A 15,776-nucleotide genomic window follows, 5' to 3' on the forward strand; every position below is an offset into this window, starting at 1 on the left:
CAAGCCGTGTCTTTTAGCAATCTCAATGACGCTGCTTTTATCGTAACAGCCGTAAATGTCTGCAATATGGATTTCTTCCGGAACAGGTTCTACATTCTGATTCAAACATTTGTTGATGGCTGACATATCATATTCTTTCAGGTATTCAGAGGATTTTTTTAAAAGTTCATAATACCCGGTAATGCCTCCGCAGTCTTCCGGAATTACATCTCCTTTGAATTTAACGACCTGGGCGTAGTTCTCCTTATAATCTTCTATCACATCTTCTACCTGGATTACATGCTCCCAGTTATCACCAAAATCATATATATAGGTAAATTTTTTCGTACCGGATACCAGATTGTCAATGGTTTCATCCGTTAATATATATTGAAATTTCTGAGACCTGTCTTCTTCAGCCGGTACTACCCGTACCCCTTCAGAACGGAATTCAAATTGATACAGGTGATCATCGGCCCAGCAAAATGCTGTCTGAATAATCTGGTGCAGTTTCTCAAAGGTAATCCCTTCCGGCACCAGAATCCTTCTCCAAATCGGCGGCTTACTGCCTTTGATCGTGATTTTCAGTTGATATGCTCCCATGAAAACGTCCTCCTGTCTCGTATCTTTTGTATCCGTTCTTAAATTGCGGAATGATTTCTTATGTTTCTATTATAATAAGACGCACGTTACAATTTACCACATTTCCTCCTGTTCTGTCCAGTCCATCCCGTTAATTTTTGCAAAGCAGGGGCTATTTTCTGTAATTATGACAGCTTTTTCAGTTTTAACTTCATTTCTTTGTCAAGCGGATATTCGCAATCCGCTTCGCTACTTGCTCACAGCGTGCCCCGCTCCACCGGGCATAACCGAATAGCAGCTATCGCTGCTTGTCAGGTGGAGCTTGTACTCCACCTGACACAAGCAAGTCCCCACCCACCACTTAATGCTCTTTGCATTTGAAGTAGGGGACTTACTTGATTCGGTTAAATTAATAGAGGACTGCCCTTCCCCCACAGAAGGCAATCCTCCGTCACGATCTGAAACCGTCACACTATTTCGTTTCTGCTGTCTGGCAACCCCATGCCAAAATCAAACACGCAAGGTACCCCTTTGCGCTTCTTACATGGACGATGATACCATCTATTCCCAACAAAGTCAATGATTTTAGTGTATTTTACCAAAAATATCCTTGCATTAAAGAATCATTACTGCAATTTTTCATACAGATCCGTTCAAAAGTCCCTTTCATACGTACATATTTCAATAAAACATATTTTCATGAAAATTGTGTATACTTTTCATATGAAAGAAATGCTGATTATGAATGCGAGGAGAACATCACCATGGAATTTTCGAAAAAGCTATCGGATAACATGAATTATTTGAAAGACAGGCTGGATATTAATACGAATTTCGATGTAGTATACCGTGTCATACATGTTGCCGGCCGGGAAGCCTGTCTTTACTTTATCGACGGCTTTACAAAGGATGAGGTATGGTTAAAAATTCTTCCAGGTTTCAATGCGATAAAAGAAGAGGATATGCCTCCTGATGCCCATACTTTTTCCAAAAAATACCTGCCCTACGGAGAAGTGGGTCTTGTTAAAAATGATGAGGAGATGATAACCCAGCTTTTAATGGGTGTATCCTGCCTGTTTATTGACGGCTATGACACCTGTCTGACCGTCGATTGCCGTACCTACCCCTCCAGAGGAGTGTCGGAACCGGAGAAGGACAAGGTTTTACGGGGCTCCAGGGATGGATTTGTGGAAACCCTGATCTTCAATACCGCCCTGATCCGCCGGAGAATACGGGATCCAAAACTCACGGTGGAAATCATGAACACCGGAGAAAGCTCCCATACCGACATTGCCATCTGCTATTTCAAGGGCCGGGTGGATGAAAAGCTTCTTGCCATGGTCAAAGAACGCATTAACAAGCTGAAAGTGGATGCCCTGACCATGAACCAGGAAAGCCTTGCGGAATGCCTTTATCCCAATAAATGGTACAATCCGTTTCCAAAGTTTAAATATTCCGAACGTCCCGACACCGCCGCCGCCTCCATTCTGGAGGGAAACATCATTATTATGGTGGACAACTCTCCCTCTGCCATGATACTGCCCTCTTCCGTGTTTGATATCATAGAAGAAGCCGATGACTATTATTTCCCCCCGATTACCGGAACCTACTTACGGCTTTCCCGTTTTATTATTTCGCTTCTGACCCTGTTTATGACCCCTTTATGGCTGCTGTTCATGCAGAACCCGGAAATGATCCCATCCTGGCTGCAGTTCATCCAGTTGTCCGAGGCGCCTAAGGTTCCCCTGCTCTTCCAGCTTCTGATTCTGGAATTTGCCATTGACGGACTCAGGCTTGCCGCAGTCAACACCCCAAGTATGCTGACTACGCCGCTCAGCGTGATCGCCGGTATCGTCCTGGGCGAATATTCCGTAAAATCCGGCTGGTTCAACAGCGAGACCATGCTCTATATGGCCTTTGTGACAATTGCAAATTACTCCCAATCAAGTTTTGAACTCGGTTATGCCTTTAAATTCATGCGGATGATCATGCTGATCACAACCGCCCTTTTCAACTTCTGGGGATTTATCGGCGGTGCAGTGCTCTCCCTGTGCGCCATTGTATTCAACAAGACCATCGCCGGAAAGAGTTATATTTACCCGTTGATCCCCTTCCACGTTTCAGAACTGAAAAAGCGTTTCTTCCGCGGAAGGCTTCCTCACAGGCAAAAGTAACCGGATAACAGATGTTTTAAACCTTCCGCCAGCTCTTCCGGCAGCTCCTCATCCCCCGGAAGAACCGGCGGCTTCCTGTAAATACCGTGATAATCGCTGCCCCCTGTGACCATGAAACGTCTGCTCCCGGCCACAGCCAATAATTCTGCCCGGACATCCTCCGGGTTATCATGATGGTAAACTTCAAGGCCATCCAGACATTCTTCTCTTAAAAGGGCATCATAAAGCTGTCCGCTCTTTCTCTTTATTTTCCCAGGATGGGCCAAAACTGCTTTCCCCCCAGCCTTCTTTATCATAGCGCATACCTGATAAAAACTTCCATACGGGAAACGATCCTCTTCCTCATAGGGAGCTCCCTTTCCAAAATAACGGGGCAGGCTCTCCATGATTTCCTCTTTCCTAAGGAGTCCATGGTCAGCCAGGACTCCCAGAAGCTTTGCCCGGTAAAGAGGCCCGCCTCCTGCCTTTTCGAAAAACTCTTTTTCTTCAATCTCTATTCCAGCCCGCTGCATCCTGCGGATCTGAAGACTGGACCGTTCATTCATCTGTTCCAGAAAACAGTTCGAATATTGAAGCAATCCCGGATTCTCCGGATCGATCCCATATCCCAGCACATGAAATTTCATTCCCTCCTCTGCCACCGTAAACTCTGCTGCCGGTATATAAGGAATGCGGTATTTTCTTGACGCTTCTTTTTCTTCTTCAAGGCCCAATATGGTATCATGGTCCGTTATGGCAGCTGCCGTAAGACCCTGTTCCTTTGCCAGGGAAAAAATCTGCATGATGGTTTCACTTCCGTCAGAAAAACAGGAATGCATATGAAAATCCGCTTTCATAAAAGACCTCCGTCAAGCGGATATTCGCAATCCGCTTCGCTGCCTGATTCGGTTAAACTCCCAAGTTCCAATGGCCCTATTATAAGCTTATCTTGTATAAAGGTCAATAAATTGCCCAATTTCTGGCATAGGGCAAGGCAAAAAATAGACATTTCTTCCAATGTATGGTACAAAGTTTCATAAGAAATCCAATATCTTGAACTATTAATCCGCGCCGCATATACTAATACCACAACAAAGGGGAAATGAAAATGAAAAGTGTACTGGTTCGATTGCGAGAATACCAAAAAGAGATGAGCGTTGCAGAGGCCGGCGTTGTACGTTACCTGCTGGACACCCCGGAACAGGCGGTGAAGCTTTCGGTCCACGCTCTGGCGGAAAAAGGATTTTCCTCTTCTTCCACCGTTATCCGGCTATGCCATGAACTTGGCTTCTCCGGGTACAGGGAAATGAAAGCCGCCCTGATCTGCGAACTGGCCATCCGGCAGGAGAACACCAGGGAAAAAATGGGGGAAATCACGGAGAACGATACTCTGGAACAGATCATCGACAAAATTACATATAAAAACATCGCATCCTTAGAAGATACCAGAAATTTAACCGATTTATCCGTCATGAAAAGCTGCGTTGACCGCTTGTGCCAGTGCCGCACCGTCTGCTTATTCGGAATCGGCTCATCCCTTCTGGTGGCCCGGGATGCCTACCTAAAATTCCTCCGGATCAACAAGCCCTGCATCTTAAATGATGACTGGCATTCCCAGCTTTTGCAGGCCCGTAACATGAGCCGGGATGATTTGGGACTGATGATCTCCTATTCCGGCAGGACCATGGAAATGATCGAGTGCGCCAGGACCATGCAGCAGGTAGGGGCGAAATTCATCCTGATCACCCGTTTTGCCGTATCACCGCTTTCGGAAATGGCGGATTATAACCTTTATGTGGCTGCCAATGAATCCACCTTTCGGAGCGGTGCCATGGGAAGCAGGATCAGCCAGTTAAACATCATTGATATTCTGTATACCGCATACGCCAACCGCAACAGCGAATATTCCCTTACCCAGTGGCGGAAAACACACATTTCCAAGAAAAATCCGTCGTATTTTGAACATTTCGACGAAGCGTATAATGAGGAGGAACTCAATCATGGTAGACTTAAGCAAGATGACAACAGAAAGCCGCAATCCTGATACCATGGATCTAGACACCATGACACCCTTAGAACTGGTGACAGCCATGAACCGGGAAGACCGGAAGGTGGCGGAGGCAGTGGAAAAAGTCCTGCCCCAGACCGCCAAAGCGGTGGAATGGGTCTGTGAGGCATTTGAGGCCGGAGGCCGGCTCATCTACATGGGAGCCGGAACCAGCGGAAGGCTCGGTATCTTAGACAGTTCGGAATGCCCTCCCACCTTTGGGGTGGATCCGGGTATGGTCATCGGCCTGATCGCCGGAGGGGACGGGGCCATAAGGCAGGCCGTGGAAGGAGCCGAGGACTCTGAGACTCTTGGCGTCGAAGATTTAAAGGCCCTGTCCTTATCCCGGAAAGATGTGGTGGTGGGCATTGCTGCCAGCGGAAGGACGCCCTATGTATCGGCTGCCTTAGGCTATGCAAAAAGCATAGGCTGCCGGACCGTAGCCATAGCCTGCAATGAGGGAAGCCTCATCGGAAAATCTGCAGACTTGTCCATTGAACCGGTGGTGGGACCGGAAGTGCTGACCGGCAGCACCCGCTTAAAAGCCGGAACCGCACAGAAGATGATACTTAACATGATCAGCACCGGAGCCATGGTCGGCATCGGAAAAGCATATCAGAATCTGATGGTAGATGTGGTACAGAGCAATGAGAAGCTGCGTACCCGGGCAGAAAACATCCTGATGGCTGCCGCTGAAATAGAACGGGATGAGGCCAGAAGGCTTTTAGACGAAGCAGGAGGAAGCGTGAAGCTGGCCATAGCCATGAAGCGAATGGGCGCAGAGCCAAAAGAAGCGGAAGCGAAATTAAAGGAATCCCGCGGGCATATCCGTGCATGTGTGAAAAGGACTCCTGAATAAACATAATGTAATTCATTTCAAATATGGAGGTGTCTATTATGACAAATGAAGCATTGGTTCAAAAAATCCTGGAACTATCGGGAGGGAAAGAAAACGTGGCAGCCGCGGCCAGCTGCATGACACGCCTTCGCTTAAAGGTAAAGGACCCGGATCAGGTGCAGGCGGAGGAACTGAAAGGGCTTTCAGGAGTTCTTGGCCTGGTTTCAAACGGAATTGATGTACAGGTGGTGGTCGGACCCGGTAAAGCCAGAAAGCTCATGGATATCTGCATCGGTATGGGGATCCCAGGCGAGCCTGACGGCAAAGGGCTCTCCACCAATGTCTCCTGGCAGGAAAACAAAGAAGCGTTAAAGGCCGGCCAGAAAGGCAGCGGGCTAAAGAGCGGCATACGGGTCATCTCCGATATCTTTATTCCAATGATTCCGGCTATCATTGCAGCCGGATTATGCAACGGTGTGGCCAATATCATCGGCCAGGGCGTGGATGCGCAGATATTAGCAGGCAGCTTCTGGACCCTTCCCGTCACCATACTGAAGCTGTTCGGCGGCGCATTTCTCGGTTATTTTGCCATTTACACCGGTATTAATGCAGCAAAAAGCTTTGGAGCGACGCCTGCCCTGGGCGGCATGATCGGCTCCATGAGCATTATGTCACAGATAACGGACATTTCAAAACTCTTTGGTCTTTACAATGAGCAGATTCCAAACAGCTCTACACTGATAAGCGGCAAGGGCGGGATCATCGGCGTAATCGTCGGCGTCTGGGTGCTTTCCAAAGTGGAACGCTGGGTGCGCAGGCACGTTCCCGATGTCCTTGACATCATGCTGACCGGCTTTTTAAGCATTCTGATAACCGGAACCCTGTTTGTACTGGTACTGATGCCGGCTGCCGGCTTTTTATCCGACGGTCTGGTCCGGGCTTTATCCCTCCTTGTAAATTCCACGAATCCGGTTGTCAGCGTTCTGTCCGGTTACATCATGTCAGCCGTGTTCCTTCCCCTGGTCCTTTTGGGACTGCATCATGGGCTGGTTCCCATTTATGCGGTCCAGCTGGAACAGATGGGCGGAGTCTCCTTATTCCCGGTCCTGGCTATGGCAGGTGCAGGGCAGGTGGGTGCGGCCATTGCCATCTATCTGAAAGCCAAACGAAGCGGAAACAAACGCTTAAAGAGCATCATCATCGGTGCGCTGCCATCCGGATTTTTAGGCATCGGGGAACCCCTCATTTATGGGGTCACTCTTCCCCTCGGCAAGCCTTTCATAACTGCAGGATTAGGAGCCGGCTTCGGCGGCGCCTATGTGATGCTGATGCATGTAAAGAGCATTGCCTGGAGCCCTTCCGGCCTGTTAGCCATTCCGATCATGAGCAGCCCGGTTAACATGCTCCATTATTTTCTGGGTCTGGTGATCGCATACATTGCCGGATTTATCATCACCGGCCTGTTTATTAAGGAGGACGAAGTTGCAAAAGCCTGAACGTTTTGGCCGTTCGGCCTATGTAAGCTGTTTTGATTCCATGAGGGAGAGCCTTTCCGGGCTCTCCCGGGGCCTTCTGTTCACATCCTTTCATATCAGTGAGGAATTCGGGCCGGATTACAGTGAAAAAGCGCGGGAAATGTGCCGGTTCCTCTTAAAACAGGGATATGAGATCATTGGAGATGTATCCCCCAAAACCCTGGAACAATTTGGTTCCCCGGATATCCTGTCATTTGCAAAGGAAATGGGTATCTCCATCCTGCGGCTGGATTACGGCTTTCCGGCTGATGAAATCAGAGCCATTGCAAAGCATATCCCCATCGCGGTCAATGCCAGCACAAAGGATCACCGGCTGGCCTGTGAAATCGCAGGCGAGGGAGGCAGTGTTTATGCCATCCACAATTTCTATCCCCGGCCGGAGACTGGCCTTGATGAACCCTTCTTCCAGTCCACGAACCAGAAGCTTCACGACGCAGGGGTACGGGTTCTGGCCTTTGTGCCGGGAGATGAAGCTCTGCGGGGCCCGGTTTTTTCCGGACTTCCCACCCTGGAAAAGCACCGGGGTCTGCCTCCCTACGTCTGCTACGCCGATTTATGCCGGCCGGAGAACAGGCTTTACGGGATACTCACCGGAGATCCCGGTCTCTCGGCCCCGCAGGCTGCCCTGATCGGGGAATACCTCCATACCGGTACTCTGAGCATTCCTGCGGTCCTTCATCCGGGTTTTGAAGGCTTCTTCGGATGTACCTTTACCATACGTCCTGACAGCCCCTCCTGGCTTGCCCGCCTTCAGGAAAGCCAGGAATACAGTTCACCAGGAGAGGAAACAGTCCCTTGCAACTGCATTGCAAGGACAAAGGGATCCATTACCATGGACAACCGGCTCTACGGACGTTATTCCGGAGAGATCCAGCTGTTAAACAAAGACTTTCCGGCCGATGAACGGGTCAATGTCATCGGACACGTTCCGGCCGGATATGAACTTTTATTCGGCTGTCTGGAGCGGGGAGGTAAAATAAAGCTTACCCGGCCTTCCACTTGATTTCTTTCCTTCCCTATAATACAATAGAGGGCAAGGAGGATGCTATGAAAATCGTTATTATTGACGGGCAGGGCGGAAAAATGGGACAGTCCGTCATCGCCCAGCTGAAAAAATCCCATCCCGAGCTTCGGATCACTGCCATCGGGACCAACTCCATCGCTACTTCCGCCATGCTGAAGGCAGGAGCTGACGCAGGTGCAACCGGCGAGAATCCCGTTATCGTGGCCAGCCGTGATGCCGATATCATCATCGGCCCCATTGGGATCGTCATTGCCGACTCCCTGTTAGGAGAGATCACCCCTGTCATGGCAGAAGCCATTGGCAAAAGCCGTGCCTATAAGATCCTCATACCGGTGAATAAATGCAATCATTATGTGGTAGGCTGTGAAAACCTGACCCTTTCGGAATCCATTGTCCTGGTAATCAAACAGGTGGAGAATCTTTTATGATCTCCACCTGTTTGTTTATGAGGAAGTTCGATTCGCCTCCGGCTCACCGAACGGCTGATTTACTAAATTCAGGCTGCGCTCCGCTTGCATTCATTAAGGAAATAATACCAAGGAAGTTCGATTCGCCCTCCGGCTCATCGAACGGCTGATTTCCTAAACTCAGGCCGCGCTTCGCTTGCCTTCATTAAGGAAATCATGCCTATTCATCTATGCTGTAGTTTGGCGCTTCTTTTGTGATATGAATGTCATGGGGATGGCTTTCCTTTAAGGATGCAGCCGTAATCTTTACGAATCTTCCTGTGTCCTGCAGTGCCCTTATGGTCTGTGCGCCGCAGTATCCCATACCGGACCGTAAGCCGCCCAACATCTGGAATACGGTATCCTCTGCCATACCCTTGTAAGCAACACGGCCTTCCACGCCCTCCGGAACCAGCTTCTTGGCATCTGTCTGGAAGTAGCGGTCCTTGCTGCCGTTTTCCATCGCTGCAATGGATCCCATACCGCGGTATACTTTGTATTTTCTGCCCTGATACAGTTCGAACGTTCCCGGGCTCTCGTCGCATCCGGCAAACATGCTTCCCATCATACATACGCTTCCGCCTGCCGCAATGGCCTTTGTCAAATCGCCGGAGTACTTGATTCCCCCGTCAGCGATGATGGGAACACCATATTCCTTAGCAACAGCATAGCAATTCATAATCGCCGTGATCTGCGGAACGCCGATACCGGCTACCACACGGGTGGTACATATGGATCCGGGTCCGATTCCCACTTTCACCGCATCGGCTCCTGCTTCAATCAATGCCTTTGTCGCTTCCCCTGTCGCCACATTGCCTGCAACAACAGAAAGAGCCGGATAAGCTTCCTTAATCATTCTCACGCACCGGAGAACGTTCTCGGAATGTCCGTGAGCGGAGTCCAGCACTACTACATCCACCTTTGCATTTACCAGCGCATCCACACGGTCTAACACATTTGCAGTAATACCCACGGCAGCGCCGCATAAAAGCCTTCCCTGGCCATCCTTTGCGGATAACGGGTACTTGATCTGCTTTTCAATATCCTTGATGGTAATTAAGCCCTTTAAGTTGAAATCATCATCTACGATCGGAAGCTTTTCCACCCTTGCCTTTGCAAGAATCTTCTTGGCTTCCATCAGAGTAATCCCTTCTTTGGCTGTCACCAGATTTTCAGAAGTCATGCATTCCTTGATCTTCTTACTGAAATCCTCTTCGAATTTTAAGTCACGGTTGGTAATGATGCCGACCAGCTTTTTGCCCTCTGTGATCGGCACTCCGGAAATGCGGAATTTGCCCATAAGCTCATCCGCATCTTTTAATGTATGTTCCGGGGAAAGATAGAATGGGTCCGTTATGACGCCGTTTTCTGACCTCTTTACCTTATCAACCTCTTCTGCCTGCTCATCGATCGACATATTCTTATGGATAATACCGATACCTCCCTGTCTTGCCATGGCAATTGCCATGCGGTGCTCGGTAACAGTATCCATACCTGCACTCATAAGCGGAATATTGAGCTTGATGGTTTTCGTAAGGTTGGTCGTTAAATCAACCTGATTGGGAATTACCTCTGAATATGCAGGAACCAGCAGCACATCATCAAAAGTAATGCCTTCGCCAATAATTGTACCCATTCGTTTTTCCTCTCCTTCTTTTTATTCTTATTAATATTACTAATAAGCCTTTTCGCTTGTTAGTTACATAGTTTAACAAATTTTACAGAGGTTGTCAACGGACATTTTACCGATTTTTTCCGTCCTCCGTGGACACCCGGATACAGGTTTGCCATACCTCTCACACGTCTTCTACTTATCTTTATAATCCGGCACGTGCAAATCATGAATCCCGCAGATATAATCAATAAACAGCCCCGTCGCATGGTCCACTGCGGCATTTTTCTTTGTAATGAGACAGACCTCCCAGGTAAAGGAGTCATCCGCAAACGTTACCGCGCAGGTATCGGGAATATTTTCGGAGATAAAGAGAACGCTGACTCCGATTCCCTTGTTGCTGCCTGCCAGTTTCTGCACCAGAATCATCTCCATGGTCGTATGGTATATCTGAGGTCTGAATCCGGCTGCAATACAGCCTTTCATAAAGTTGTGATACAGCTTAAAGTTTTCATTAACAATTATAAATTTCTGATCCTTAAGCTCAGAAAATTCAACCGCATCCTTTTGGCAGAGCGGGTTGGACCGGTTGACAATCAGACACATCCGGTCCCGTTTTATCGTTTTATAATCAAAAAGGTCCGGGGCAACCGGGGCAATGGTAAATCCCACGGCTGCCTTTTCACTTAACACGGCCTCTTCACATTCTTTATCCGGATATTCTTCTATTTTCAGTTGTATCCTGGGATGGTTTTTCTGAAATTCCGAGATCAGGTCAGGAGACAATGCACTCATTACCCCAAAGGAAAACGCGGCCCGGACTTCTCCCTGTTCATTGTTTTTCATATTGTTCATGTCCTGCATGATCATATCAAACTCTTCCAGAACATGGCGGCTTTTCTTTTCAAGGTATTTTCCGTATTCGGTTAATGTAATTCCTGCATTGGTACGGTAAAACAGAGAAATTCCCAGTTCATTCTCTAAATTTTTAATGGCTTTGCTAAGGGCCTGCTGGGTGACGAACAGCTTTCTGGCCGCCTTGGAAAAGCTGAGCTCCGTACAAATCTCTAAAAAAAACCGCAATTGCTTGTTGTCCATGGCCTGCATCCTCCTTTCAAAAATACTTTTGATATTATTATAACAAAGCATATGGTAAATTTCCACTTTTTTCAGAAGTTATACCGCCCTCTTTTTGGGTTGTATGTACAAAAAATGGTTGTTTGCTTTTTGATTTCAACGTTGTTTATAATCAATGTTAAGAAATTATCAATTAAGGAGGCTATTTCTATGAAGAACTATCCACACGTATTTCAACCGCTCACGATCCGGGGCACCACCTTTAAAAACAGACTGCAGTATACGCCAATGGTCTGCTGTTTGTCAACCTCTGACGGAGAAGTTACCAACGAGATGCTGCAGTTTGTAGGAACACAGGCGGAAACCGGAGTCGCTTACGTCACTCTTGGGGATACCCAGATTGATCACGAAAGGGCCATGTGCTTTTATGGGGAGTTAAATGTTCTCCATGACAAATACATCACCGGCATGTCCCTGCTTCCGGAAGAGGTTCACCGCTACGGAGCCAAGCTCTCCATTGAGCTGGCCCACGCGGGCAGAGGCGGTGTCCCATCCATGAATGTAAAGCCCGGCTTCGCACCGTCTGACGTCCCCATTCCCGGCTGCATGCAGGAGTTAAAGGTCATGGACCGGGCGGATATGGAATGGGTGATCAACCGTTTTGCCGAATGCGCTGCACGGGTAAAAAAGGCCGGCTTTGATATGATCATGATTCACAGCGGGCACAACAATCTTCTTGGACAATTCCTTTCCCCGGAAAGCAACTTCCGGACCGATGAATATGGAGGAAGTCTGGAAAACCGCATGCGTTTCCCATTGGAAATTCTCCGCGCAGTCCGGCAGACGGCGGGAAAAGATATGGTGATCGAAATGCGGGTCAGCGGAGATGAAATGACCAGAAACGGCCTGCGCTTTCACGAATCCCTTGCCTATGTAAAAAGAGCTCAGGAATATATTGATATTGTGAATTTTTCCTGCGGAAATGTGTTTATGCCCGAAGGTGTGAAATATTCGGTTCCCTTATATCTTCAGGAAAAAATGCAGAATGTAAAATTTGCCGAAGCGGCAAAAAAGGAATTGGACATCGCCGTTTCCGTCGTAGGGAATATCTTTACCCTGGAAGAGGCCGAGGAAATTATCTCCTCCGGAAAAGCCGATATTGTGGGCATGTGCCGTTCTTTCATGGCCGATCCTGAACTGATCCACAAATCTTTAGCCGGTAAAACAGAAGATATCCGCCCCTGCCTGCGCTGCATGGATGGATGCGGCCGGATTTTCCATGGACTTCCGGTCCGCTGCGCGGTTAATCCTGTCAACGGAAGAGAATACCGTTATAAAACCATTCCGGAAGCCGGAGAGAAGAAAAAGGTCATGGTAATCGGCGGCGGTCCGGCAGGAATGACGGCAGCCCAGACCCTGGTCAAAAGGGGACACTCGGTTACCCTGTATGAGAAAACGGACCAACTTGGCGGCCTGCTCCATGACGGCGGTGCGGTAACCTTTAAGGATCTGATGCGGGATTATACGAAATGGAGCATCCATACTACCATGAATTGCGGGGCAGCCATCAAACTTAATACCACGGTTGACATCAATCTGATTGAAAAAGAAAAACCGGACGCTGTCATAATTGCAACAGGATCCCGTTTTATTAAACCTGGCATCCCCGGAATTGAGGGCGAAAATGTAAAGATGCTGCGCAACGTGGAGAGAGAAAAAGAAGCCGTTGGGAAAAAAGTTGTTGTATGCGGCGGAGGCCTGTCCGGAGTGGAATGTGCAGTGTCCCTTGCAAGACAGGGAAAGGATGTAACCGTTATCGACATGATACCGGAGGAAGATTTCTGCAAGGATATGTTCTTCATCACCCGGATTGCTTTAATGGATGAAGTAAAGGAAAACGGCGTACAATTATACGGAGACAGTAAAATTGTGCGATTTACAAATGAAGGCGTGGTAGTTCAGCTCAGAAACGGGAAAGAAAAAATCATTGCAGCCGATACCTGCATCATCGCCATGGGACTTGCACCGGAAGATCATCTTGCAGCCGAAATCAGAGAGAAGCTATCCGTTCCGGCCTTTGTGGTAGGAGACTGCGGATGTGTGGGCACGGTCCGAAGCGCAAACTTTGATGCATTTAATGTCGCTGTGGAGCTGTAGGATAACCGCTGAGAAACGAACGGGAAGTCAAGAAGGCTGCTACACCAAGTAATTCTTCGAAGTCTTTTCGTCAGCAAAAAGGAGCCAGACAGTTTTATAACCGTCTGACTCCTTTTCTTTTATACCTGCTGAACCACCTTACGCGGAGCTGTCATCTTCATACAATGAAGCAGCTTGTCGTTGGGCTCAAATAATATCTTGGTTGTCTCCGCACCGGACTGGCTGATCAGTGTATAGGTCTTTGCCCCCGGTACATGAGAAGAAAAATCCAGTATCTTCATGTTGCCTGTTTCGTGATCCCTGGCCTCTGTGGAATCGGTCGGGGCTACAATCTGTATCCCCTCCATAGAGCCTTCCCAGGCTTTCTTTCTCTTGCTTCTGCCGTAAATCCGGTCAATGGAAAGCGTATTGGTCACATACAGATATTCGAATTCCACTTCACTGTTGCGGAATACAAAGTATGTGGCAGCACCGGCGGCAAACAGGATGATCACTCCGAAGATTCCGAAAACCGGAGATATGGAAAGGAAAAATGCAATCACGCACAGGATTCCCATCACGATTTTTAACAACATGGTATAGGCCGGAGACTTACGCTTCACAAGCCATTCTGCATACATTTCATTCATAGCGATACTGGATCCTTTCTTTTCAGGATTACATCATATCCATTCCGCCCGGAGCCGGAACTGCAGGTGCTTTTTCTTTCATAGTAGCAACAACGGACTCAGTTGTCAATAAGGTAGATGCAACACTGGTTGCGTTCTGAAGAGCGCTTCTGGTCACCTTGGTCGGGTCCAGAATACCTGCTTCCACCATGTCTACGTATTCTTCCTTGTAAGCGTCAAAGCCTACGCCTACCTTGGATTCTTTTACCTTGTTGATGATAACGCTGCCTTCCAGCCCTGCATTGGCTGCAATGTGGTATAACGGGGATTCCAGTGCCTTTAAGATGATCTTTCCGCCGGTCTTTTCGTCGCCTTCCAGTTTCTTAACAACATCCTCGATCTGAGTGATCGCATGAACGTAAGCAGAACCGCCGCCGGCGATAACGCCTTCCTCAACCGCTGCCCTTGCTGCGGATAAAGCATCTTCCATACGGAGTTTTGCTTCTTTCATCTCGGTTTCTGTTGCAGCACCTACACGGATCACTGCTACGCCGCCGGATAATTTTGCAAGTCTTTCCTGTAATTTCTCTTTATCGAAATCAGAAGTAGTCTCTTCGATCTGGCCCTTGATCTGACCGATTCTGGCCGTGATGGCAGCCTTGTCCCCGCAGCCATCCACAACAACGGTATTCTCCTTCTGGATCTTAACAGATTTTGCGCGTCCTAACAGATCCAGGGTTGCACTCTTAAGCTCATAACCTAATTCTTCGGAAATAACGGTACCGCCTGTTAAAACTGCGATATCCTGCAGCATCTCTTTTCTTCTGTCGCCGTAGCCCGGTGCTTTCACGCCTACTACATTAAAGGTTCCTCTTAATTTATTAACGATCAGGGTTGTTAAAGCTTCGCCTTCAATATCTTCTGCGATGATCAGAAGTCTTGCGCCGGACTGAACCACCTGCTCTAATAATGGGAGGATCTCCTGAATGCTGGATATCTTCTTATCGGTAATGAGAATGTACGGATCATCTAAGTTTGCTTCCATCTTTTCCATGTCCGTGCACATATAAGCGGAAATATAACCTCTGTCGAACTGCATACCTTCTACCAGATCCAGCTCTGTCTTCATGGTCTTGGACTCTTCAATGGTGATAACGCCGTTGTTGGAAACCTTTTCCATAGCGTCAGCTACCATTTCGCCGACTTCATCATCAGCTGCGGAAATCGCTGCAACTCTTGCAATGGATGCCTTGCCCTTGATCGGTTCGCTCATCTTGGCAATTGCTTCTATTGCTGCTTCTGTAGCCTTCTTCATACCCTTTCTTAAAACGATCGGGTTAGCCCCTGCTGCCAGGTTCTTCATTCCTTCATTGATCATTGCCTGTGCTAAAACAGTTGCGGTAGTGGTACCGTCACCGGCTACGTCATTGGTCTTGGTCGCAACTTCTTTTACTAATTGAGCGCCCATATTCTCGAAGGCATCTTCCAGTTCGATTTCCTTTGCAATGGTCACACCATCGTTTGTGATCAAAGGTGCGCCAAAGGATTTATCCAGTACAACATTTCTTCCTTTCGGACCTAAAGTAACACGGACTGTATCTGCTAACTGATTTACTCCTGATTCCAGTGCTTTTCTGGCTTCTACACCATATTTAATCTGTTTTGCCATGATTCATTCCTCCAGTTCTCTTCTAATAATTAATGGGAAATTCGATTCG

13 protein-coding genes are annotated in these 15,776 nt (G+C 48.1%); 7 read left to right on the forward strand and 6 right to left on the reverse strand.

Annotated elements, in window-relative coordinates:
* Nucleotides 1-582: plasmid pRiA4b ORF-3 family protein (locus BQ9856_RS15490; RefSeq protein WP_139348792.1), on the reverse strand; the 582-nt coding region annotated here is incomplete at its 3' end.
* 743 nt (nucleotides 583-1,325) lie between these two features.
* On the opposite strand from BQ9856_RS15490, the gene BQ9856_RS15495 reads away from it, so the two are divergent.
* Nucleotides 1,326-2,735, forward strand: a complete 1,410-nt coding sequence (locus BQ9856_RS15495) for a spore germination protein (protein ID WP_077611838.1) — start codon at nucleotides 1,326-1,328, stop codon at nucleotides 2,733-2,735.
* Here the strand turns inward: BQ9856_RS15495 and BQ9856_RS15500 are convergent.
* Nucleotides 2,720-3,571, reverse strand: coding sequence for a PHP domain-containing protein (locus BQ9856_RS15500; RefSeq protein WP_077611839.1), 852 nt, complete (start codon nucleotides 3,569-3,571; stop codon nucleotides 2,720-2,722). The genes BQ9856_RS15495 and BQ9856_RS15500 overlap by 16 nt on opposite strands.
* Before the next feature lie 251 nt (nucleotides 3,572-3,822).
* Between BQ9856_RS15500 and BQ9856_RS15505 the strand changes: the two genes are divergently transcribed.
* Genes BQ9856_RS15505 through BQ9856_RS15525 form a run of 5 tightly spaced genes read left to right on the forward strand, consistent with a single transcriptional unit; the run spans nucleotide 3,823 to nucleotide 8,586 of the window.
* On the forward strand, nucleotides 3,823-4,758 hold the full coding sequence (locus tag BQ9856_RS15505) for a MurR/RpiR family transcriptional regulator (RefSeq protein ID WP_077611840.1): 936 nt from the start codon (nucleotides 3,823-3,825) through the stop codon (nucleotides 4,756-4,758).
* The gene (gene murQ, locus BQ9856_RS15510) at nucleotides 4,715-5,620 is read left to right on the forward strand and encodes an N-acetylmuramic acid 6-phosphate etherase (RefSeq protein ID WP_077611841.1); all 906 of its coding nucleotides are present in this window, start codon (nucleotides 4,715-4,717) and stop codon (nucleotides 5,618-5,620) included. The genes BQ9856_RS15505 and murQ overlap by 44 nt, the downstream gene beginning before the upstream one ends.
* Nucleotides 5,621-5,658: 38 nt before the next feature.
* Nucleotides 5,659-7,095 (forward strand): PTS transporter subunit EIIC, encoded by a 1,437-nt coding sequence (locus BQ9856_RS15515; protein ID WP_077611842.1) that lies wholly within the window; start codon nucleotides 5,659-5,661, stop codon nucleotides 7,093-7,095.
* On the forward strand, nucleotides 7,082-8,137 hold the full coding sequence (locus tag BQ9856_RS15520; protein ID WP_235839222.1) for a MupG family TIM beta-alpha barrel fold protein: 1,056 nt from the start codon (nucleotides 7,082-7,084) through the stop codon (nucleotides 8,135-8,137). The genes BQ9856_RS15515 and BQ9856_RS15520 overlap by 14 nt, the downstream gene beginning before the upstream one ends.
* Nucleotides 8,138-8,181: 44 nt before the next feature.
* The gene (locus tag BQ9856_RS15525) at nucleotides 8,182-8,586 is read left to right on the forward strand and encodes a DUF3842 family protein (protein WP_077611843.1); all 405 of its coding nucleotides are present in this window, start codon (nucleotides 8,182-8,184) and stop codon (nucleotides 8,584-8,586) included.
* Nucleotides 8,587-8,785: 199 nt separating this feature from the next.
* On the opposite strand, the gene guaB is transcribed toward BQ9856_RS15525, so the two are convergent.
* Together guaB and BQ9856_RS15535 are read right to left on the reverse strand one after the other, a co-directional pair.
* Nucleotides 8,786-10,240: an IMP dehydrogenase gene (guaB, locus tag BQ9856_RS15530; protein ID WP_077611844.1), complete on the reverse strand. Its 1,455-nt coding sequence runs from the start codon at nucleotides 10,238-10,240 to the stop codon at nucleotides 8,786-8,788.
* 171 nt (nucleotides 10,241-10,411) lie between these two features.
* Nucleotides 10,412-11,314, reverse strand: coding sequence for a LysR family transcriptional regulator (locus BQ9856_RS15535; RefSeq protein WP_159442012.1), 903 nt, complete (start codon nucleotides 11,312-11,314; stop codon nucleotides 10,412-10,414).
* 189 nt (nucleotides 11,315-11,503) lie between these two features.
* Here BQ9856_RS15535 and BQ9856_RS15540 point away from each other — a divergent pair, with 189 nt between their 5' ends.
* Complete coding sequence (locus BQ9856_RS15540) at nucleotides 11,504-13,450, forward strand: oxidoreductase (RefSeq protein WP_159442013.1); 1,947 nt, start codon at nucleotides 11,504-11,506, stop codon at nucleotides 13,448-13,450.
* A gap of 119 nt (nucleotides 13,451-13,569) precedes the next feature.
* On the opposite strand, the gene BQ9856_RS15545 is transcribed toward BQ9856_RS15540, so the two are convergent.
* On the reverse strand, nucleotides 13,570-14,079 hold the full coding sequence (locus BQ9856_RS15545; protein ID WP_077611847.1) for a DUF6106 family protein: 510 nt from the start codon (nucleotides 14,077-14,079) through the stop codon (nucleotides 13,570-13,572).
* Between the two features lie 28 nt (nucleotides 14,080-14,107).
* A complete protein-coding gene (gene groL / locus BQ9856_RS15550; RefSeq protein WP_077611848.1) occupies nucleotides 14,108-15,727 on the reverse strand; it encodes a chaperonin GroEL in 1,620 nt (539 codons plus the stop codon).
* Between the last annotated feature and the right edge of the window lie 49 nt (nucleotides 15,728-15,776).

Source organism: Clostridium sp. Marseille-P2415 (assembly GCF_900155545.1).
In the GTDB taxonomy this organism is placed as follows: domain Bacteria; phylum Bacillota; class Clostridia; order Lachnospirales; family Lachnospiraceae; genus Lacrimispora.